General features: G+C 71.7%; 12 protein-coding genes and 1 pseudogene. 8 read left to right on the forward strand and 5 right to left on the reverse strand.

What is annotated here, in order from left to right:
- The first annotated feature begins 19 nt into the window (after positions 1 to 19).
- The 4 genes and pseudogenes from ABS52_04990 (at position 20) to ABS52_05005 (ending at position 6,361) form a co-directional block, all read left to right on the forward strand.
- Positions 20 to 1,219 (forward strand): CoA-transferase, encoded by a 1,200-nt coding sequence (locus tag ABS52_04990; GenBank protein ODT04396.1) that lies wholly within the window; start codon positions 20 to 22, stop codon positions 1,217 to 1,219.
- Positions 1,216 to 1,995, forward strand: coding sequence for an enoyl-CoA hydratase (locus ABS52_04995; GenBank protein ID ODT04397.1), 780 nt, complete (start codon positions 1,216 to 1,218; stop codon positions 1,993 to 1,995). The genes ABS52_04990 and ABS52_04995 overlap by 4 nt, the downstream gene beginning before the upstream one ends.
- Before the next feature lie 5 nt (positions 1,996 to 2,000).
- Positions 2,001 to 4,920: pseudogene (locus tag ABS52_05000) on the forward strand (FAD-binding protein).
- 85 nt (positions 4,921 to 5,005) lie between these two features.
- A complete protein-coding gene (locus ABS52_05005) occupies positions 5,006 to 6,361 on the forward strand; it encodes a gluconate:proton symporter (protein ID ODT04398.1) in 1,356 nt (451 codons plus the stop codon).
- A gap of 42 nt (positions 6,362 to 6,403) precedes the next feature.
- Here ABS52_05005 and ABS52_05010 read toward each other — a convergent pair whose 3' ends face one another.
- Both ABS52_05010 and ABS52_05015 read right to left on the reverse strand, forming a co-directional pair.
- The gene (locus ABS52_05010; protein ID ODT04399.1) at positions 6,404 to 7,888 is read right to left on the reverse strand and encodes a hypothetical protein; all 1,485 of its coding nucleotides are present in this window, start codon (positions 7,886 to 7,888) and stop codon (positions 6,404 to 6,406) included.
- Positions 7,851 to 8,147: a hypothetical protein gene (locus tag ABS52_05015; GenBank protein ODT04400.1), complete on the reverse strand. Its 297-nt coding sequence runs from the start codon at positions 8,145 to 8,147 to the stop codon at positions 7,851 to 7,853. Before ABS52_05015 ends, ABS52_05010 begins: the two co-directional genes overlap by 38 nt.
- Before the next feature lie 161 nt (positions 8,148 to 8,308).
- Between ABS52_05015 and ABS52_05020 the strand changes: the two genes are divergently transcribed.
- Positions 8,309 to 8,968, forward strand: a complete 660-nt coding sequence (locus ABS52_05020; protein ID ODT04401.1) for a hypothetical protein — start codon at positions 8,309 to 8,311, stop codon at positions 8,966 to 8,968.
- Between the two features lie 100 nt (positions 8,969 to 9,068).
- Here the strand turns inward: ABS52_05020 and ABS52_05025 are convergent, their stop codons facing one another.
- The gene (locus ABS52_05025; protein ID ODT04402.1) at positions 9,069 to 10,064 is read right to left on the reverse strand and encodes a hypothetical protein; all 996 of its coding nucleotides are present in this window, start codon (positions 10,062 to 10,064) and stop codon (positions 9,069 to 9,071) included.
- A 254-nt stretch (positions 10,065 to 10,318) separates the two neighbouring features.
- Here ABS52_05025 and ABS52_05030 point away from each other — a divergent pair, with 254 nt between their 5' ends.
- Positions 10,319 to 10,771, forward strand: a complete 453-nt coding sequence (locus ABS52_05030) for a hypothetical protein (GenBank protein ID ODT04403.1) — start codon at positions 10,319 to 10,321, stop codon at positions 10,769 to 10,771.
- A 355-nt stretch (positions 10,772 to 11,126) separates the two neighbouring features.
- Here the strand turns inward: ABS52_05030 and ABS52_05035 are convergent, their stop codons facing one another.
- Positions 11,127 to 14,642: a hypothetical protein gene (locus ABS52_05035; protein ODT04404.1), complete on the reverse strand. Its 3,516-nt coding sequence runs from the start codon at positions 14,640 to 14,642 to the stop codon at positions 11,127 to 11,129.
- A 334-nt stretch (positions 14,643 to 14,976) separates the two neighbouring features.
- On the opposite strand from ABS52_05035, the gene ABS52_05040 reads away from it, so the two are divergent.
- Positions 14,977 to 17,193: a hypothetical protein gene (locus ABS52_05040; protein ODT04405.1), complete on the forward strand. Its 2,217-nt coding sequence runs from the start codon at positions 14,977 to 14,979 to the stop codon at positions 17,191 to 17,193.
- A 10-nt stretch (positions 17,194 to 17,203) separates the two neighbouring features.
- On the opposite strand, the gene ABS52_05045 is transcribed toward ABS52_05040, so the two are convergent.
- Entirely contained in the window at positions 17,204 to 18,652 is a 1,449-nt protein-coding gene (locus tag ABS52_05045; protein ID ODT04406.1) for a hypothetical protein, read from the reverse strand.
- 170 nt (positions 18,653 to 18,822) lie between these two features.
- Here ABS52_05045 and ABS52_05050 point away from each other — a divergent pair, with 170 nt between their 5' ends.
- Complete coding sequence (locus ABS52_05050) at positions 18,823 to 21,207, forward strand: hypothetical protein (protein ODT04407.1); 2,385 nt, start codon at positions 18,823 to 18,825, stop codon at positions 21,205 to 21,207.
- Positions 21,208 to 21,267 lie beyond the last annotated feature (60 nt).

A 21,267-nucleotide genomic window follows, 5' to 3' on the forward strand; every position in this document is an offset into this window, starting at 1 on the left:
GGGGGCGTACTGTACCGACATGACGGTTCCGCTCTCGCTCGATGGCGTGCGCGTCCTCGACCTTACACAAGTGATGGCCGGCCCCTTCTGCACCATGCAGCTGGGCGACATGGGGGCCGACGTCATCAAGGTCGAGCCCCCCGGCACCGGCGACCTCTCCCGCTCGATGGGCGGGGCCCCGCTGCGCATGACCGGCGACGACAACGCCCCGTTCTTCGCCCTCAACCGCAACAAGCGCAGCGTCACGCTCGACCTCAAGGATCCGGCCGACCGGGAGCGATTCCGGGCGCTGGCGCGCACGGCGGATGTCGTGGTGGAGAACTTCCGCCCGGGCGTGACGCAACGGCTCGGCGTCGACTACGCCACCCTCTCGGCGCTGAACCCACGCCTCGTGTACGCCAGCATTTCGGGCTTTGGCCAGGACGGCCCCTACGCCGACCGCCCGGGCTTCGACCTCATCGCCCAGGGGATGGCGGGAGTCATGAGCGTGACCGGCGAACCGGGGCGGGCACCGGTCAAGTGCGGGATTCCCATCGCCGACCTCGCAGCGGGGCTGTATGCCACGACCGGGATCCTGGCCGCCCTGCTGGCGCGCGAACGAACGGGGCGCGGGCAGCACATCGAGACCTCGCTCTACGACGCGGCGCTCGCGCTCTCGGTGTGGGAGTCCACCGAGTACTGGTGCACGGGGGTCGCGCCGCAGGCGATGGGCTCGGCGCATCGCCTCAACGCCCCGTACCAGGTCTTTGCCACGCGCGACGGCCATGTGGCGCTCGCCGCGCTCACGCCGCAACAGTGGGAGCAGCTGTGCCGCGTGCTGGGACGACCGGCGCTGGCCAGCGACCAGCGATTCGGGACGAATGCGCAACGCATGGCACACCGGGAGGCGCTGGTGCGCGTGATCGAGGAGGTGCTGGCGGCGCGCACCAGCGACGAGTGGGTGGAGGCGCTCCTGGCGGCGGGCGTCCCGGCGGGCCCCATCCACGACTATGCGCAGGCGCTGGACGACCCGCACACGCGCGCCCGGCACATGGTGATGGAGATCGAGCACCCGGTGGAGGGGGTCATCAAGTCGTTAGGCTTCCCGGTCAGGATGGGTGGGACCCCGCTCGCCGTGCGGCGCGCTCCGCCACTCCTGGGGCAGCACACGGCGGAGGTGATGGGGGAGCTGGCGCATCCCACGCCCGGCCCGTCGGCCGAGGGGAGCGGCGCGCGATGACGCCCGCCGGCGGGGGGGTGCGATACGAGCGCCGGGGGGCGACGGCCTTCGTCACCGTCGACCGCCCGTCGGCCCGCAACGCCATGACCTGGGCGATGTACGAGGCGCTCGGCGCCGTCCTCGACGCCGTCGATGCGGAGCCCGGCGTTCGCGTGGCGGTCCTGCGCGGGGCCGGGGGGAGCTTCGTCGCGGGGACCGACATCGCGCAGTTCGCCGGCTTCACCTCGGACGGGGACGGCGTCGCCTACGAGCGCCGTCTCGAGGAAGTGGTGTCGCGGCTGGAGCGGCTCACGGTCCCCACGCTCGCCGTGGTGGAGGGGGGGGCGATGGGGGGAGGGCTGATCCTCGCCGCCGCCTGCGACGTGCGGCTCTGCACGCCGGGCGCGCGCTTCGGCGTCCCCATCGCGCGGACGGTGGGGAACACGCTGTCGCCGGCGAACCATGCGCGGCTCGTGTTGCAGCTGGGCGCGTCGCGCACCATGCAGCTGATCGCCACGGCGGAACCGATGTCCGCGGACGAGGCGCTGCGGCGCGATTTCGTGCTCGAGGTGGTGCCTCCCGCGGAGCTCGACGCGCGCGTGGAGTCGCGCGCCGCCCAGCTGGCCTCCATGGCGCCGCTCACGCTCCGGGCAACGCGCGAGGTGCTGCGGCGCATGGTGGGGGCGCTGTCGGTGGAGGGCGACGACCTGGTGCGGCGGGTGTACGGGAGCCGCGACTTCCACGAGGGGGTCGCCGCGTTCATGGCCCGGCGCCCCCCGCGATGGGAAGGGCGGTGACGCCGATGCGCGAGCCGGCCTCCATGTCGCCAGATGCAAGCGGGTGCGAGGCCGCGCTGCGCGCGGCGCTGTCCGGCGAGGTGCGCTTCGACGCGTACGCGCGCCACCTGTATTCCACCGACGCGAGCCTGTACGCCATCGAACCAGTCGGCGTCGCGTTTCCCCGGGACGCCGACGACGTGGTGGCCGCCGTGGAGGTGGCGCGGCAATTCGGCGTGGCCGTCCTGCCGCGCGGCGCGGGGACCAGCCTGGCCGGGCAGACGGTGGGGAGGGCGGTGGTGCTCGACTTCTCGCGCCACATGCACGAGATCGTGTCACTCGATCCCGAGGCGCGCGTGGCGCGTGTGCAGCCGGGCGTGGTACAGGACGACCTCAACCGGGCGGCCGCCCCCCATGGCCTGCTCTTCGCCCCCGACACCTCCACCGCCAATCGCGCCACCCTGGGGGGGATGATCGGGAATAACTCGTGCGGGATGCGTTCCGCGCGCTACGGCATGACGATCGACCACGTTGCCGCGCTCGATGTGGTGTGGTCCGACGCATCGCGTGGCAGCTGCAATGCCGCCGGCCCCGACGTCGTGCGGCAGCGCGCGCTGGGCGGCACGCTCGAGGCGCGGCTGTACCGTGAGCTCCCCGCGCTCATCGCCCGGCACGCAGCGGCCATCCGGCGAGACATCCCCGCCTTCTGGCGCCGGTCGGGGGGGGTACCGCCTCGAGCGCATGCTCCCCGAGCACGCCCCGTTCAACCTGGCCAATCTCATCGTGGGGTCGGAAGGGACGCTGGCGATCGTCACCGAGGCCACGGTGCAGCTGGTGCCGCAGCCGCGGGCGGTGGTCGCGGTGGCCGGGCACTTCGAGTCGGTCGCCGCCGCCATCGCCGCCAACGACGACGCGCGTGAGTGCGGGGCCGCGGCCATCGAGCTGGTCGACCGGTTCATCCTCGACCTCGCGCGCGGCTCACCGGTGCACGGCGGCCTGGTCTCGATGCTGGACGGGCGCCCCGGCGCCGTCCTGTTCGTCGAGTTCTACGGTGACACCGTGGCCGAGGCCCGGTCCCTGGCCGAGCGCCTGGAGCGGCAGTGGCGTGCGCACGGACACGGCTACGCCACGCTGCGCGCCGAGTCGCCGGCCGATCGCCGCCGCTTCCAGGAGCTGCGCAAGGCCGGGAACGGGATGTTGCAGGCGGCGGGAGAGGGGCGCGAGCGGGCCATCGCCTTCGTCGAGGACACCGCCGTGGCCCCCGCCCGGCTCGCCGACTACACGGCGCGTTTCGCCCAGCTGCTTTCGCGCCGCGGCCTGCGCGCCGGCTTCTACGGCCACGCCTCGGCGGGGTGCCTGCACATCCGCCCCTTCATGGACCTCACCCGCCCCGGAGCGGTGGCGACGCTCCGCGAGGTGGCCGAGGAGGTGCTGGCGCTGGTGCAGGAGTTCGGCGGCATGAACAGCAGCGAGCATGGCGACGGCCTGGTGCGCAGCGAGTTCAACGAGCGGTTCTTCGGCCCCGAGGTGTACGCGGCCATGCGGTCGCTCAAGCAGCTGTTCGATCCCGACGGCCGGCTCAATCCCGGCAAGAAGGTCGAGGCCCCGCGGATGACCGCCCACCTGCGCGACGTTGCCCTGGCCAGGCCGCGCGCGCTCCCCACGCACTTCGCCTTCGACGCCAGCGAGGGGATGTTCGGCTCGGCCAACCGCTGCGCGCGCATCGGCGAGTGCCGCAAGTCGCCCGCCGCCGGCGGGACGATGTGCCCCTCGTACATGGCCACGCGCGACGAGACCCATTCCACGCGCGGGCGGGCCAACGCGCTGGTCCACGCCCTGTCGTCGCCCGACCCGCGCGCCGCGTTAGGCAGCGATGCCCTGCACGAGGTCCTCGACCTCTGCCTCGAGTGCAAGGCGTGCCGCAGCGAGTGCCCGATGTCGGTGGACATGGCGACGATGAAGTCCGAGGCGCTGGCGGCGCGCCACGCGATCCACGGCGTCCCCCTGGCGTCGCGCCTCTTCGGTCATGTCCGCCTGCTCAATCGCGCCGGGGCGGCGCTGGCCCCGCTCTCCAACTGGGTGGCGCAGTCCGCCCCGGTGCGCGCCCTCCTGGAGCGCGCGGCCGGGATCGACCGTCGGCGTCGCCTCCCCCCGTTCGCGCGCGAGTCGCTGCCGCGCTGGTTCGCGCAGCGTCCGGCGGCGGCTTCCCGGGGAGGGACGTCGCGGGGGCAGGTCGTCCTTCTCGCCGATTCGTTCACCAGCTACACCGAACCCGAGATCGGCCGCGCCGCCATCGAACTGCTGGAGCGCGCGGGGTGGGAAGTGGAGCTGGTCGACGACGTCTGCTGCGGGCGCGCGCTCATCTCCAAGGGGCTGCTGGACCAGGCGCGGGCGCAGCATCGCGCCCTGATCCGGCGGCTGGCCCCCGCGGCGCGACGGGGGACGCCGATCGTCGGCGTCGAGCCGTCGTGCATCTTCACCCTGGTCGACGAGCTCCCGGCGCTCGCCCATGGCGACGAAGGGGCGGGCGCGATCGCCGCGCAGGCGCGGTTGGTCGACGACCTCCTGGTGGCTGCCATCGACGACGGCGGATTGCAACTGGCGAGAGGGGGCGGCGAGCGACCGATCCTCTTCCACGCCCACTGTCACCAGAAGGCGGCGCACGCCACGGCGTCGAGCGTCGCGCTGCTGGAGCGACTCCCGGGGGCGCGCGTGCAGGTGCTCGATGCCGGGTGCTGCGGGATGGCCGGGTCGTTCGGCTACGAGCGGGAGCACTACGAGCTGTCGCAACGCATCGGCGCGCTGCGCCTGTTCCCCGCGGTGCGGGGGGCCCCCGAGGCGGAGGTCGCGGCGACGGGGGTGTCGTGCCGCCAGCAGGTGGCGCACGGCACCGGGCGGACGGCGACGCATCCGGTCGTGCTCGTACGGCACGCCCTCGCGGAGTGAGCAGCTGCGCCACCTTGCCGAATGCTGATCGCCGTCCGAGGTTCTCCCGCCCGTCGCGCGCCTCTCCCGATCCCGGTCGTATCGCATGGACGCCAGCATCACCGATAGCGTCATCATCGCCGTTGGCGGCCTGGTCGGCGTCGTGGCGTTCCTCTTCCTCGCGATCACGCGCCTCAAGTGGCACGTGTTCACGGCGCTGCTCGTCCCGATCCTCCTCTTCGCCCTCCTCCCGGGCATCGACCGGGCCAACTACGTCAGGGCGTTCGAGCAGGGGTTCGGGAAGACGATCCAGAGCATCGCGGTGGTGATCGTCCTCGGCTCGATCCTGGCCGAGGCGCTCAAGCACACCGGTGGGGTCGAGCGCATCACCATGTCGATGATCCGCTGGGTGGGGGAACGCCACATGCCGCTCGCCCTGACCATGAGCGGCTTCGTGATCGGGATCGCGATCTTCTCCGACGTGGGGTACATCATCCTCAACCCCCTCGTGCACTCGGCGGCGATCAGGACGGGGCTCAACATGAGCGAGATGGCGACCGGACTGGTGGGGGCGATGCAGCTGACGCACGCCATGGTACCGCCGACTCCCGGTCCGCTGGCCGCGGTGGCGATCGTGGGCGCCGACGTGGGGCGCGTCATCCTGTACGGGTCGATCGCGACCTTCATCGCCAGCTTCGCGGGGTGGGGATACGCGCGGATCGTCGGGCCGCGCGTCGTCTCGCCGCCGTCGGCCGACTTCACGGGGCAGTCGTTCGTGGAGCGTGGGCTCGAGGCGGAGCTCCCGTCCACCTGGGCGGCGTATGCGCCGATCCTCATCCCGCTCGCGCTCATCGCGGGGCAGGGGGTAAGCGCCTTCGCGCTGCCCAGGGACCACATGGTGAACGTGGCGATGACGTACCTGGGGTGGCCGGTGGTGGCGCTCGGCATCGGCGTCCTCCTCGCCTACCGCGGCACGCGCCCGGAGCACGCGGCGGCGCGCCGAGGGGAGTGGGTGGAGAATGCGTTAGGCACCTCGGCCATGATCATCATGGTCACGGGGCTCGGCGGGGCGCTCAGCCAGATCCTGCGCGAGACGCCGGCCGTGGACGCGATCGCTTCGGGGATGGTCTCGACCGGCCTCCCCGCGATCTTCCTCCCGTTCGTGCTGGGCGTGGTGGGCAACATGGTGACCGGCTCCACCACCGTCGGGGTCATCACGTCGGCCACCATCAGCGCGCCGATGATGCCGACGCTGGGGTTGAGCCCCGAGGCGACGATGCTCGCGGGAGCGGCCGGGTCGTTGATCGTGAAGTACATGAACTCCAGCTATTTCTGGGTCTGCACGTCGCTGTCGCGCATGCCGCTGCGCTCGGCGCTCATCTCGTTCGGCGGCGTGACGCTCGTGAACGGGGTGGTCGCGATGGCGGTCGTCTACGCCATGTGGCGCATGGGAATCGTCTGAGCGGCGGGGGCCTCGCCGCCGGGGCCGCGGCGGCGAGGCGCGCTAGCGGGGGAGCGCCAGCCGCGCGTAACGTCGCGCGGCCGTGTCGTTCCGCTGCAGGCGGTAGCGCTCCGCCATGCGCTCGTAGACCCGGCGAACGTCGGGGTGCGTCGAGTCGACATACCGCGCCTGGTTGGCGAGCGCGCGCTGGAAGAGCGAGTCCGCCAGGCGGAAGTCGCCCTTGCGTGCGTACACCCGCGCGAGCTTCGACAGGTCGAGCCCGTATCCGGCGTTGTCGTTGCCGAAGAGCTGCTGCCGGATGTCGATCGCGCGGCGATAGAGCCCGATGGCCTCGTCGAGCCGCCCGAGGGCCAGCCGGATGTCGGCGTAGGCCGCCAGGGCGCCGGCATACGCGGTATGGTGCCGGCCGAGCGAACGCTCGAACACGGCGATGACGTCGCGTTGCACCTGCTCGGCGTCGGCGGGGCGCCCGGCACTGATGTAGATGGCCACCAGTCCCTGTGAGTAGTCGGCCACGTTCGGATGCGATGGCCCGTATGCGCGGCGCTGGATCACGAGCCCGGCGCGGGCCAGGCGCTCGGCCTCCTCGAACCGGCCGCGTTGCGCCAGGAGCATCGCCAGGTCGCCCATGGCCCAGCTGGTGCGGATGTGGTCCTCGCCGAGCGTCGCGCGGCTCGTGGCGAGGGCCCCGCGCATGAGCGATTCCGCCTGCGCCGTGTCGCCGCGTGCCTCGAGGATGACGTCGGCCAGGCGCAGCTGGAGATATGCGGCATCGCTGCTCCGCGCCCCCGCGGCCGACTGGTACAGGGCAATGGCTTCGCGCAGCTCTGCCTCCGCCTCGGCCAGCCGGCCGAGCCGGCGCAGATAGGCCGCGTGTCGCTCCAGGCTGGCCCCGATCCGCGGGTCGCCCGGTTCGAGCGTGGCGCGCCGGATCGCGAGCGCGCGTCGCGACATTTCTTCTGCGCCTCGCAGGTCCTGCAGGTAGATCGCCAGCCCGGCGCGTTGCGCGAGTATCGCGGCCGTCGCCGGGTGGCGCGCGCCGTACCGCATGGTGCGGATGGCCTGTGCCCGCTGCGCCAGCGAGTCCGCCTCGCGGTAACGCCCTGTCCTGCGGAGGACCTCCGTGAGATAGAACAACGTCTCTGCGACCTCGACATGGTCGGCGCCCAGCCGGGCGACGCGCAAGGCCAGGGAGCGCTCCAGCTCCGATTGCGCCGTCCCGTACTGGGCCATGGTCATGTGGACGCGCGCCATGGCTTCCAGCATTCGCGCCTGCACCAGGGGCTGTCCTCGCAACGCCTCCAGCTGCGTTGCGCCGCGGCTCAGCAGGTCCTCCGCCGTCACCGCGCCTCGCCCTGACGTCGGGAGCGAGGCGTCGAAGAGCCCGACGAGGAAACCGGTGACGCTCTCGGATTGGCCCAGCGACTGCTCGGCGTCGGCCAGGGCGCGCTGCGCGCGGACGCGCTCACGCTCCGCCACCGTCGCCTGCCTAACGGCCACCCCGGCTCCGAGCGCGAGCGAGAGCACCGCCGCCGCGGCGGCCGCCGACTCCGCGCGACAGCTTCAGGTACGCCTCGTGGACCAGCGCCGTGGCGTGCATGGTCCGGTCGCCCAACTCGCGACGCAGTTGCCGGCGGGCAATGGCGCGCAAGTCGTCGTACAGGAGGGGGATGACGCGATCCAGGGCCTCGCGGTCACCGCCGCGCGCCGCGCGGAGGAGCCGCGTTACCTCGCCACCGGCGGTGTTGGCCGAGCCTGGCTGCATGGTCTCCGTGGGCTGGTGCACGGAGAATCTGGGTCCTCCCGGCTCGATCTACAAGGAGAAACCCGGTGGGTGATACGAGATGTCCGCCGGGCCCCCGGAATTCCGCAATTCCTGGATACGGCCAAACGCTCGGCGAGGCCGTCGCGCCGCCGCGCGCCCCACCGACCACCGGAGAAATCATCATGCATCGCTTCAACACCGTCGTGCGCCGCGTCATGGTTGGCGCCACGGCGCTCGCCATCGTCGCATCCGTCTCGGCCATGTCGGCCGCGCCGTCGCATGTGCACGCCAGTGCCATGGTCCCCGCCGACGCCTGGCTGAAGAGGCTCCACGGCAAGCACCGCCAGCTGTTCGACTCCCTGTCGTCGTCCGGCGGCATCGCGCTCATCCACATCCTCAACTTCTACGACACCTACAACAAGGCGTACCGCGTCCCGGACACCGACATCAACGCCATCGGCACCTTCTATGGCATGACGACCTTCATGGGGGTCAACGACGCGATGTGGGCGAAGTACCGCATCGGCGAGTTCCTCGGCGAGAAGGACGCCAATGGAGTGCCGGCGACGAAGAACCCGTGGCGTGAAGCGCCGACGATCCTCGGCATGGAATTGCGCCAGGCCAGCATCGTAGCGCTGCAGAAGCGTGGCGCCACGTTCATTCTCTGCAACAACTCCCTCGGCATCCTCTCCGGGATGCTGGCAAAGGCCCGCGGCCTCGACGCGGACGCGGTGCTCGCCGACATGAAGGCGAACATCCTGCCTGACGTGGAGTTGATTCCGGGGATGGTGGTGGCGATCGACCAGGCGCACGCCGCCGGCGTGAGCTACCATCGCCAGTGACGTGCGGGGAGGCGCCGACCGTCATCCTCATCGGGCGGTCGGCGCCGAGGGTGCCGTGTAGCGCCGGGGGTGCCGTGTAGCGCCGCGGCGCTGTCGCGCCTCACCCCAGCGCGAGAATCCCGCGAAGCCGCTCGGCGTACGCGGCGCTCGCGGCATCGCCGGTCACGATCTCGACCTCGGTTGGCGACGTGGCGCCGAGCCCCAGCTCCACCGCCCGCGCGATCTGTTCCTGCTCGAAGATGCGCCGGTCCATGATCGCGGGGTTGGAGCCCAGTTCCTTGAGGACCGCGAGCCCCACCGCATCGACGGCGATGCGGTCGTCGCCCACGAGCATCACGTTGCCCGCCTTCCGCGTGCCGTGCGACGGCCCGCCGTCGGTGAAGGCGGAGACACCATCCAGGACGATGAGCTGCGGCGCGTACGCCGCGTTGAGCTCGGCGATCATGCGCCGCATGTGAGGCGAGCGATGCATCGTGCGCCTGACGGGCTTCGGCGTGAGTCCGACCGCGAGCTTGAGCGACATGGTGAAGACGCCGCCGTAGCCGTGCGTCTTGAGGCAGCAGGTCGTGACGAGATACTCCGCGCTCGCGACCATGCGCGGGATGTGGAAGCCGTCCGGCCAGTGCGATGCGCCCTGGGGAAAGAAGTCCCAGTCGTCGTCGCCCAGCGCCTCGAAATCGACGACGCCGAAGCGGAGGGTGCTGGCGAGGTCGAAGATCGCCTTCTGTTCCATGACGCCGCGCGTTCGCGGCGGGCCGCTGGACTCGCCCAGGGTGATGGAGCGCGCTCCCCGCTCGCGGAGTTCGACAACGAGCTGGGAGAGGGTGTCGTTGTGCGTCGAACCCGGTGCCTCGTCGGCGGAATTGAAGTTCGGCTTCAGCACCACGCGCCGGCCGTCGATACCCCGGGGAGCGAAGAGCTTCAGCGCCTCGCTCACCCCGTGCGCGCGGTCGCTGGTGCGGACGAGGGCAACGCGGCTCGTCCGTCGCGGCGTGGGAAGGACGGGCGCCACGGCACCGAATGCGGGGAGGATGGCGAGCCCAGCCGACGTGCGCAGGAAGTCGCGGCGGTGCAGCGGGTGTGCGGGGATGCGCATCTGGACCTCCGAAGCCCGTCCCGGCGGGAAGGCCGGGGCCTACGTCCCCACGATGGGGAGGGGGGCGGGGGAGGGGCTATCGGGCAGGTGCCTGGGGCGACGTCAGGCAAGGGGGAGCGGGGAGGTACGCCGAAGGCGCCGTCCCTCGGAATGGTCGAGGTCCCTACGCCGCCAAGCACCCTTGCCCTAATGACCGAAAGACGGCATCGTTGCTCGACCGTCAGGCAGTCTCCCCTCACCGTGCAGGAGGAACCATGCGCCGATACGTTGCCGCCCTCGCCCTGTCAGCGCTGAGCGCGCTGGCCTGTGCCAAGAAGGAACAGCCCGCCGCCGACAGCGCCGCGATGGCGCCGGCCCCCGCGGCGATGACCGACGCCGACTTCTCCGGAACCTGGACCGGGATGGCGAAGCTGGCCGGAACCGACTCCGTCATCGCGCACTGGACGCAGGTGTGTGGCGGCGGGACGTGCCTGGGGACGTCGGTCGAGGCTCCCGACACGGTGAAGTCGACGTACGCGATCGAGGCGGACAGTTCACATGGCGTGACCTCGCCGTATGTGGACAAGGCGATGGGAGGGGCCCGAGTCGTGGATCACTGGATTGCGCGCGTGAGCGGAGGGACGGTGCAGGGGCACGGCTGGTTCGTGCTGGCCGACAAGCCCGATTCGGTGGTGGCGCGGTACACGTTCGAGGGGACGCGGAAGTAGCGCCGAGCGCGCGCCGCGGTGCTCGCGGGCGTGTCGGGCAGACTCTCCGCAACAGTTCGCTCGTCACGGCCGACTACGGCGGCTCGGCCAAGCTCCCGCTGGCCGAGTGCATCACGTCGACCACGTGCATCGGCGGGCAGTACTATCGCACGGAGCTCAACGAGTCGCTCCTCGGCGGATTCGGCTACGCCAGCGCCGGGCTCGAGCCCGTCTCCGCGGTCATCACGCAAGCCTGCTAGATCGCGGGGCAGTCGTCGTCGGCCGGTCTCGACGCCCGTGAACGGCAACGGCGCGCACCGGAACCCTGGTGCGCGCCGTCGACTGGCATTCGCGTCGGGGCGACGCTACGCAGGCATCACGTTCCCGTCGCCCTGAATACCAGGACGAAGGTGCGTCCGCCGATGACCGTCGTCGCGGTCACGGTGTTCGGGCCCGGCGTGGAGCCCAGGTACCAGAGCTGGGTCCCCGACGACTGCGCACGCCCGAGTGGCCCCGAGTACTCCAGCAGCTGGGTGACGTTGCCGGTGGCCCCGAAGCGGCCACCACCCTGCGTGATGGTGAAGGTCACGAGCTGGTTCGCGATCGGTTGGTTGTTCGCGTCCCGCACGAAGACTCCGACCCGGACGGGGATGCTGTCGCCCGCTGCCGCGGTGACCGTGGATTCGTACGTCGCGTTGTCATAATCCATCATGACGTACGCGGTGAAGACCTGCGGGCTGTTGGTCAGCGCCCCGCTGGTCGCCGACACCGTATTGAGGACGAGCGAGTTCCCGAGCGTCCAGCTCCCCAGCGACGCGATGCCACTGGCATCGGTCGTGGCTGGGTTGGCCCCGGTGATGTTCCCTCCGCCCGCCGTGACGGCGAACGAGACCGACACGCCCTGCACGGGATTGTTGTACTGGTCCACGACCTTCACGCTCGGCGTCCGGACGGCGTCGAAGACGGCGCCCGAGTCCGGGTCGACGGAGTTCTTGAGGAGGGTGGCGGCCGCACCGGCGGTCGCCGATGCGGTGAACGTCGCCGCGGGAAGGGCGCCGACGGTTGCGCTCAGCGTGTTGTTGTTGCTGCCGGCGGTGGTGCCCAGCGTCCATCCGCCAACCGTCGCGATGCCGGAGGCGTTGGTCGTGACGGTCGCCGATCCCGTGATCGACCCGCCACCACTGGTGACGGCGAACGTCACGTTCGCGCCGTTGATGGGGTTGGAGTTGACGTCGCGCACGACGACGCTGGGCGCGGTGGCTACCGCCGCCGCCACGCTCGCCGTCTGGTTGTTCCCTGCGTTGATGGTGATCGACGCGGGGACGGGCGCCGTCCCCGTGGCGGTGAAGGTCGCGGGGCTTCCGGCGATCGCACCACTCGTCGCGCTGAGCGAGTTCGCACCCGCAAGCGTCCCGAGGATCCACCCGCCGACCGTCGCGATGCCCGAGGCGTTGGTCTGCACGGTTGCCGGACCGCTGATCGAGCCGCCGCCACTGGCGACGCCGAACGTGACGCTCACCCCCGCCACCGGATTGCCGTGGCTGTCGGTGATACGGACGGCTGGGGCGGTGGCCACCGCGTAGCCTGCGACGGCGGTCTGCGCGTCGCCGGCGTGCTTGGTGAGCTGCGCTGCGGGGCCGGCGACACCGGTCGCGCTGAAGGTGACGGGGACGATGCCGGCCGCCGTCGCCTGCAGGGTGTTCGGCCCCACCGTCGTTCCGAGCGTCCAGGTCGTCAGGGTGGCGACGCCGAGGGCATTCGTCATGACGGCGCCCACCGGGGCCACCGCCCCGCCACCGCCCGTGACGCTGAAGGTGACGGCGATGTTGGGCATGGGATTGCCGAACCCGTCACGCACGAAGACGCTGGGCGGCGTCACGACCGCGGACCCCGCCGTCGCGACCTGGCCATTCCCGGCGTTGACCTGCATCGTCGCGAGGGACTGGATCGCCGTCGCGTTGAAGGTGACCGGGCTCCCTGCGAGCCCGTTGCTACTGGCGGTAACGGTGTTGGCCCCCGGCGTCCCGCCGAGCACCCACACCTCGAGCATCGCCAGCCCGGCGGCGTTGGTCTGGACCATCGACGCCCCATTGATGGCGCCGCCGCCCGTCGTGACGGCGAAGGTCACGCGTGTCCCCGCACCCACCGGATTGTCGTTGGCGTCGAGCACGCGAACCGTCGGGTCGATCGGCAGGGGGAGTCCCACGCCGCCGACCTGGTTGTCGCCGGCGTACTTCACCATCTTCGCCGCGGGTCCGGGGATCGCGGTGGCCGAGATCGTCGTCCCGGCCACGCCTGCGGCAGCGACGCTGGCCGTGAGGGTGTTGGGGTTCCCCGCCACCGTCTTGCCGAGCGTCCAGCTGGTCGCGCTCGCGATTCCCTGCGCGTTGGTCTTGACCGGGGTCACAGGTGCAACGACGCCCCCGCCGCTCGAGACGGCGAAGGTCACCTCGGCCCCCGCGATCGGATGGCCCAGGGCGTCCTTCACGATCACGCTTGGCGCCACGGCGACGGCGGCGCCGGCAATGGCCGTCTGGTCGTTTCCGGCGTGCACGGCGATCGTCGCCGCCGTCTGGATCGCGGTCGCGGTGAAGGTCAGCGGGCTACCCACGAGCGTCCCGCTCGTCGCGAGGAGCCTGTGCTCGCCGGCCGCCGGCCCGAGCTTCCACCCGCCGACGGTGGCGATCCCCTGGGCATCGGTCTTCACGGTGGCGTCACCGACGATCGTCCCCCCGCCGCTCGCCACGGCAAAGGTCACGGCGGCGTTCGCGACGACATTGCCGTTGGAGTCCGTCACCCGCACGGCGGGCGCCGTCGGGAGCAGCGTGCCGGCGGCTGCGGTGAGGTTGTCACCCGTCACCTTCTCGATGCGGGCTGCCGCTCCGGTCGTCCCCGTCGCGCTGAAGGACACCGGCGGCACCCCCGTGGCACGCGCCGACAGCGCGTTGGCGCCGACCACCGTACCGAGCACCCATCCGCTCACGGTCGCCGTCCCAGTGGCATCCGTCTTCACGAGCGCGGGAGCCACCGTTCCCCCACCGCCGGTGACGGTGAACGTCACGTCGACGTCGGGGACCGGGTTGCCTAACGCATCCTTCACCAGGACACTGGGTGGCACCGCCACCGTCGTCCCCGCGATGGCCGACTGGTTGTTGCCCGCCTTGATGGCCAGCGTCGCCGCCACTCCCGCACGGCCGGAGGCAGCGAACGTCAGCGGATTCCCGGCCAGCGCGGGAGCGGTGGTCACCGTCAGCGTGTTGTTGCCGGTCCCCGCCCCCGATCCCAGGATCCAGTTGGTCACGCTGGCGATGCCGCCGACGGTCTGCACCGTCACGGCGGTCGCGTTCGAGTTGAGCTTCCCCCCGCCGGAGGTCACGGTGAAGGTGACGGCTGTCGGGGTGACGACGATGTTGTCGTTGGCGTCGGTGACCTTCACGCTCGGCGGGACCGCGACAGCCGTCCCGACGATGGCCGACTGGTCCATCCCTGCATTCGGCACCACCTTGGCGGCCGCGCCAGCCCTCGTGGACGCGGTGAAGGTCGTCGACCGGCCGGCGGCCGTCACGGCCAGGGTATTCCCGCCGACGGTTGCGGCGAGCTTCCAGCTGGCGGAGGCCTTGCCGTCTGCCCCGGTCTGCACCGTGGCTGGCGTGACGCTCCCGCCGGCCGAGGGGACGAAGGTGACGGCAACATTTGCCGCCGGTCCGTTCACGCCCGACACGATGACCGAAATCGGGACTTCGGTACCGACCACCACGTCGGCATATGCGGCGGGGACCCCGGAGGCGGGCGCCACGCTGCGAATCGCCGGCGCCGAAATGGGGTCGTCCTTGGAGCAGGAAGCGGTGATCGCCACCATGGCGAGCACGGTCAAGAACTTGAATGGACGCACGAGACCAACCCTCACGACAAGTGATGATGGAGGCGCCGCGCGCGCGCGACAGCGCACGCGCTCGCGCTTGCATCGCTCCTTATGGAAGACGCATGCGCGAAGGTTGGGGATACTTCATCCGCGACCACCGTGCAGCGCTCTCGCACGAGGGAGGACGCACCTTTCGTGCCGAACCCGGGTACCAGCGTCCCGTGCCCACGTCCGTGGGGTCGCGCGCGAGGGCGCGCGAGGGCGCGCGAGGGGGCGCGCGAGGGGGCGCGCGAGGGCGCGCGAGGGCGCCTGGTGACGGCCAGTCGCCCATCCGTTTGACGGGAGCCGTACCGGGAGGGAGTGTATGTGGATGCTGCCCTCCGTGCGCGCGCTCGCGTCGCTCGGCGTCGCTGCCCTGTTCGCCGCAGCGTGCCGCCCCTCGTCAGGCAGTGCTGGCGCCGATGCCGACGCGCGGTTCGTCGGGTCCGCCCGCTGCGCGCCGTGCCACGCATCGCAGTACGCCGCCTGGCGCTCGTCGCAACACGCCGTGGCCATGCAGCCGGCCACCGACAGCAGCGTCCTCGGGGACTTTTCCGGTGCGACGTACGTCGAGGACGGGCACGTCTCGCGCTTCTTCAGGCGCAACGGGCGATTCGTCGTCAATACCACGGGCGCCGACGGCCGGCTGCACGACTACGAGGTGCGGTACACGTTCGGCGTCTACCCGCTGCAGCAGTACCTCGTCGCCTTCCCTGGGGGGCGGCTGCAGCCACTCACGCTGTCGTGGGACGCGCGCCCCGCGGCCCAGGGCGGGCAGCGCTGGCTCGCCCTCGACGTCGTGGCTCCGCTCGGCCCAGACGACGACATGCACTGGAGCGGGCGTGGGATGAACTGGAACTACATGTGCGCCGACTGCCACGCCACGGCGGTGCGCAAGCACTACGTGGAGCGCGCCGACAGTTTCGACACGCGGTACTCGGAGCTCGGCGTGGGATGCGAGGGGTGCCATGGCCCCGGGGAGGGTCACGCCGCGTGGGGACGCCTCCCGGCGTGGCTGCGGCGCACGGTCTGGCGCGAGGCCAGGCTGCCCGCGCGTCTCGACGAACGGCGGGGCGCCACCTGGAGCATCGACTCCACCAGCGGCAACGCGCGGCGGAGCGTGCCGCTCCGCACCGATCGCGAGCTCCAGGTGTGCGCGCAGTGCCACGCGCGGCGCGTGCACGTCGCCGAAGGATACACGGCGGGCGCGCCCTTCATGGACTACTACGACCCGCTGGTGATCGTCCCCGGGCTGTACCATGCCGATGGGCAACAGGAAGACGAGGTCTACAACCATGTGTCGTTCCTCGAGAGCCGCATGCACGCCTTTGGCGTGACGTGCGCTGACTGCCACGATCCGCACACGCAGAAGCTGCGGCGGCCGGGGAACGAGGTGTGCGGGCAGTGCCATTCTCTCGCGCGCTTCGGCTCGGGCGCCCATCACGGTCACGCGCGCTCCAGCGCGGGCGACGCGTGCGCCTCATGCCACATGCCGGTGACGAACTATCTCGAGATCGACGGCCGTCACGACCACAGCATCCGCGTCCCGCGCCCGGACCGGAGCGTCACGCTCGGAGTCCCCAACGCCTGCAACGCCTGTCACGCCGATCGGAGCGCGGCGTGGGCGGCGGGTTGGGTGCGGAGCATGGGAGGGCGTGATCCCGGCGGCTTCCAGCGCTTCGCGGAATCGTTCGCGCTCGACGATCGCGGGGGGGCGGGGGCGATGGACTCGCTCGTCACCATTGCCCGCGACCGTACGCAGCCTGCGGTCGTCAGGGCGTCGGCGCTCGCACGGCTGGCGCGCCATGGAGCGGCTTTCGCCGGCGGTGTGGCCGATGCACCCCCGACCGGCGCCAGCGAGGGCGGCGTGCCGGCCCCTCATGCGGTGCGCGACACCGCCTCCCCCGCGAGCCGGCTGCTCGCCGCCGCCGCCGACGGGGCCGGCGATACGGATCCGCTCGTTAGGCGATGGGCGCTGGCGGCGCTCGAGGGAGTGCCGCCGGCGGCGCGTATCGCGGTCGCCGCCCCCCTCCTCTCGGACCCCCTGCGCGCGGTGCGCCTGGCCGCCACCTGGTCGCTGGCGCCGGTGGCCGATTCGCTCGCGCGCCCGGAGTGGCGCAGTGCCTTCACGCGCGCCAGCGAGGAGTTCATCGCCAGCCAGCGCTACAACGCCGACCGCGCCGAGCACCGGGTCACCCTCGGCGCCTTCTTCCTCACGCGCCGTGACACCGCCGGCGCCGTGCGCGAGTTCCGCGCCGCCGCGCAGCAATGGCCGCGCAACATCCCGGCCATCGTCAACCTCGCCGGGGTCTTCTCCCTGCAGGGGCGCGAGGGCGACGGAGAACGCCTCATCCGGGACGCGATCGCGCGCATGCCGAACGAGGCGGAGCTCCATTTCGAGTTGGGGCGGTCTCTCGCCCGGCAGCGGAAGCTTCCGGAGGCCATTGCGGCGCTGCAGCGGGCCGTGCAGCTCGCCCCGGGCGACGCTCGTTATGCGCGCACCCTCGAGGCGCTCCGTGCCGGCAGGGGTGCCACGCGCTGACGCCCCATGCTCACGGCCTGATCCAGGCCGGGTTGCGCCCCGCGGCCCGCTGCCGGATCACCCTCCCGTTCGGCCGCATCGTGAAGACGTGCTGCACCTCGGCGACGTAGCCGGTGAAGGCGAGGTGCGCGCCGTCGGGCGACCAGACCGGATCGAGCTGGTGCCCGGGGATGGCGATGTACGTGGCCGCGCCGCCCGAGCGCGGGACGATGACGATGTCCTGGCCGGTCGGCCCGTTCAGCGACGAGAAGGCGATGTGCTGTCCATCGGGCGACCAGGTCGGGTGCAGCGAGTGCCGCATCTTATCATCGCTCACCCGCATGCGCGACGAGCCGTCGGCGTTCATCACGTAGATGTGCGACGTGCCGATCAGGCCGAACGACGAGAAGGCGATGCGGGAACCGTCCGGCGACCAGGCGGGCGCCTGCTCGTAGGAGTACGGCATGTCGGCCGTCAGGTTCACCACCGTGCTCCCGTCCACGTCCACGACGAAGATGTCATAGGGATCACCGACGGTTGCGGAGCCGACGAAGGCGAGCTTCGTCCCGTCGGGGCTCCACGCGGGATCGGTCTCGACGCCGGCCATCTTCGTGAGGTGGCGGATGTTCATTCCGTTGCGGTCGACGATGAAGAGGTCGTACAGCATTTCCCCGGTCGTCAGGTCGCGCTGCGTCACCGCGAAGGCGATGCGCCGGCCATCGGGTGATGGCGTCGGGTGACGCGAGACGTTCCCCGCGTTGATGCGCGTCAGGGTGCCGTCGAGGGCGCGCACGAAGATCTCGTTCCCACTTTCCGACACGCGATCGAATACCAGCGCGCCCGTCGGGCGCGGATGCACCGTGGCCGTCAGCTGCGCGGACCTTCCCTCGCTCGACACCGTGATCACGGTCGATCCGGGAGCGAGCGCCCGAAGCTGTCCATTGCCCGCCACCTGCACCACCTCGGGGCGACTCGCTCCCCAGTACTGCTCCCGCCCAATCAGGAGTGACCCGTCGGCGGCCTCGGTGCGGGCGACGACCTGGTATTCCTCGCCCAACTCGAGATCCAGGCTCCCGTCGCTCAGGACGACACGGGCGACCGGCGGCACCGGCGGCTCCACCGCCGCGACGACCAGTTGAACTTCGCCCGTCACCCCATCGCTGGTCGCAGCGATCGTCGCCTGGCCGGCGCCGACCCCGGTCGCCACCCCCGACTCGCTCACGGTCGCGATGTGGGGGGCGAGACTCTGCCAGGCGACGGGACGGTGCAGCTGGCGTCCCTGGGCGTCGCGCGGCGTCGCGGTCAGCTGCACCCCTTCGCCGACGCGAATGGACGGCATCGCCGGGGTGAGGACGACCGCATGGACCGGGGCTGGAACGGCCACGGGGGGGATGGGGGCCGAGTCGCCGCACGCGGCGGCGAGCACGGCGAAGGCGATTGCCAGCGCGACGGTGCGGTGGTTTGCTCGGTTCGATAACATATGGATGCTCCTCTCGCTCGATTGCCGGTTCGTTCTGGGGCCTCACGGCGGCCTCCGTAACGGGTGTATTCTGGCGTGCACGCGTTATCTCCCCCTGCTGGCAGGCGTTATCTGGGGGGTCTCCGCCGACTTTTCTTCTCGATCCCGGCCATTTTCGGCGATTTCCGGCGATGATTCGGTTCCAGACCCTCGGCGCAATCGAGCTCCGACGGGACGACACGGCGCTGGCGACGATCCTGGCGCAGCCCAAGCGCTTGGCCCTGCTGGCTTATCTGGCCTGTGCGCGGCCGGCGGGATTCCGGAGTCGCGACACGATTCTCGCCCTTTTCTGGCCCGAATCGGACACCGAGCGCGCGCGAAACAGCCTCCGGCAGGCACTGCACCACCTCCGGCGGGGGATGGGAGAGGACGCCATCACGACGCGGGGCGAGCGCGAGGTGGGGATCGACCCGGCGATCGTGATATGCGACGCCTCCCGTTTCGACGCCGCGATCGATGGCGGGCAGCTCGAAGAGGCGCTGGCGCTGTACCAAGGGGACTTCCTCGCGGGGCTGCATGTCCACGACGCCCCCGACGCCGAGCGGTGGCTGGACGATGAACGACTGCGACGACGGCGATTGGCGGTGGAGGGGGCGCGACAGCTGGCCGAGGCGGCCGCATCCTCGGGCGACGCCGAAGGGGGCGTGCGCTGGGCCCGGCGGGCGCTGGCGATCGATCCGACGGACGAGGGGGCGGTGCGCCGCCTCGTGGAGTTGCTGGCGGATGCGGGTGACGTGACCGGCGCGCTGGATGTCTATGCCGACCACGTGAAGCGCCTGGCGGCGGACTTCGGCCTCAAGCCGTCGCTCGAGCTCACGCGCCTGGTACAGTCGATCGGCGAGCGCCCGGTCGCGACGACGGCCGAAATCGTCGCCCTTGCACCTGGCGGAAGCCGGGGCGCACCAGAGGGAGACCAGTCAGGAGCTGGTGGAGCGGTGACGGCGGCGCTGCCTGTGTCCGTCGCGCCCGTCGCGCCGGCCGCGCCTGCTGCGCCGGCCGCGGCGCGTGCCTTGCCTGCGGCGCCTCTCCATGGCGCTCCCGGGCGACGACGCTGGGCGCGCGCCGCCCTCGGACTCGCCGTGCTCGTCGTGGCCATCCTCGGCATCCGCTGGGCCATGCGGGATCGCGCCGAGCGAACCGGCACCACCCCGAGCATCGCCGTCCTCCCGTTCGTCAACATGAGCGGCGACTCGGGAAACGAGTACCTGGCGGACGGGATGACCGAGGAGCTCCTCAACCGACTGGCGCAGGTGCCCGGGCTCCAGGTGGCGGCGCGGACGTCGGCCTTCGCCTTCAAGGGGCGCAACCTCCCCGTGGATTCAATCGGGCGCGCCCTGCGGGTGCGGCACGTGCTGGAGGGGAGCATCCGCCAGGCCGGCGACCGCTGGCGCATCACGGCCCAGCTGATCGATGCCGCAAGCGGGTATCACCTGTGGAGCGACAACTTCGAGGCCTCGATGGGCGACGTGGTCGCCGTGCAGGACAACATCGGTCGAGCGATCGTCGCGCGCCTCCTGGTGCAGGTGGGAACGGGGACCGTGGCGGCCGAGCGAGAGCCTCGGGATGCGATGGCGCACGTTGCCGTCATGAAGGGGTGGCGCGCCTTCCGTGCGAACACGCCGGAGGGATACGCCGCGGCCATCGGGCACTTCCGCGAGGCCATCGCCCGTGATTCGTCATATGGGCATGCATTCGCCGGACTGGCTACCGTCAGGCACTGGCAGGGGTACCTGCGGTGGGCGCCGACGGACAGCGCGTACGACGAGGCGCGCTCGCTCGCCGGACGTGCGCTCGCCCTCGACTCGAATCTCGTGGATGGCTGGCTGGTGCTCGGTCGCACCCAGGAAGTGCGCGGCGGCGATGACGCCGTCGCCGAGGGGCACTACCGGCGGGCGATGCGGGCCGCCCCAAGCGATCCACGCCCGTATTCGCGCCTCGCCCCGCTCGTCGCGCGGGCCGGCCGCCCCGACGACGCCGTCGCGCTCGCGCTGCGCGCCGTCGAGCTCGACCCGGCGTCGCCGGCCGTGTACTCGGACTTGGCCAACCTCTACTCGACACTGGACCGCCCGGCCGACGCGGAGCGCGCCATCCGCCAGGCGCTGGCGCTCGATCCCGGGCACCCGATCCTCCTCGGCAACCTGGCGTTGCAGCTGGTACGCCTCGGGCGCTTCGTGGCCGCCGAGTCGGCCATCGTCCGGTCACGCGCGCGCGCGCCCGACAACCCGGTGCAGCTGGGGCAGCACGCCTTCATCGCCGCGCGGCTCGGCCAGCGCGACCGGGCACGCGCCCTGGCCGACAGCGCCGCGCGCCTGGGGGTCTCGCGCGTGAGCCTGGCGACGACCTGGCTCGCCCTCGGCGACACCGCACGCACGTACGCGCTGCTGGAGCGGGCGCTGCGCGAGGGTGACGACGAGCTGCCCTTCGTCCTCGACAGCACGACCTTCGCCGCCATACGGCGCGAGCCGCGGTTCCAGCGCATCCTCGAAGCCGTTCGCACCGCGCGGGACTCGCGGTAGCGCGAGCCGCCGCGTCCGCCGCGCCACGCAGCCGGCCCGCACCGCCGGTGCGGACGCCGG

The organism is Gemmatimonadetes bacterium SCN 70-22 (genome assembly GCA_001724275.1).
Classification (GTDB): Bacteria; Gemmatimonadota; Gemmatimonadetes; order Gemmatimonadales; family Gemmatimonadaceae; genus SCN-70-22.

Excerpts from the sequence above, each read along its gene's own strand:
- ABS52_04990 (ODT04396.1), top strand. The coding sequence starts at position 20 with ATGACGGTTCCGCTCTCGCTCGATGGCGTGCGCGTCCTCGACCTTACA.
- ABS52_05020 (ODT04401.1), top strand. The coding sequence starts at position 8,309 with ATGCATCGCTTCAACACCGTCGTGCGCCGCGTCATGGTTGGCGCCACG.
- ABS52_05040 (ODT04405.1), top strand. The coding sequence starts at position 14,977 with ATGTGGATGCTGCCCTCCGTGCGCGCGCTCGCGTCGCTCGGCGTCGCT.
- ABS52_05025 (ODT04402.1), bottom strand. The coding sequence starts at position 10,064 with ATGCGCATCCCCGCACACCCGCTGCACCGCCGCGACTTCCTGCGCACG.
- ABS52_05030 (ODT04403.1), top strand. The coding sequence starts at position 10,319 with ATGCGCCGATACGTTGCCGCCCTCGCCCTGTCAGCGCTGAGCGCGCTG.
- ABS52_05045 (ODT04406.1), bottom strand. The coding sequence starts at position 18,652 with ATGTTATCGAACCGAGCAAACCACCGCACCGTCGCGCTGGCAATCGCC.
- ABS52_05050 (ODT04407.1), top strand. The coding sequence starts at position 18,823 with ATGATTCGGTTCCAGACCCTCGGCGCAATCGAGCTCCGACGGGACGAC.
- ABS52_04995 (ODT04397.1), top strand. The coding sequence starts at position 1,216 with ATGACGCCCGCCGGCGGGGGGGTGCGATACGAGCGCCGGGGGGCGACG.
- ABS52_05005 (ODT04398.1), top strand. The coding sequence starts at position 5,006 with ATGGACGCCAGCATCACCGATAGCGTCATCATCGCCGTTGGCGGCCTG.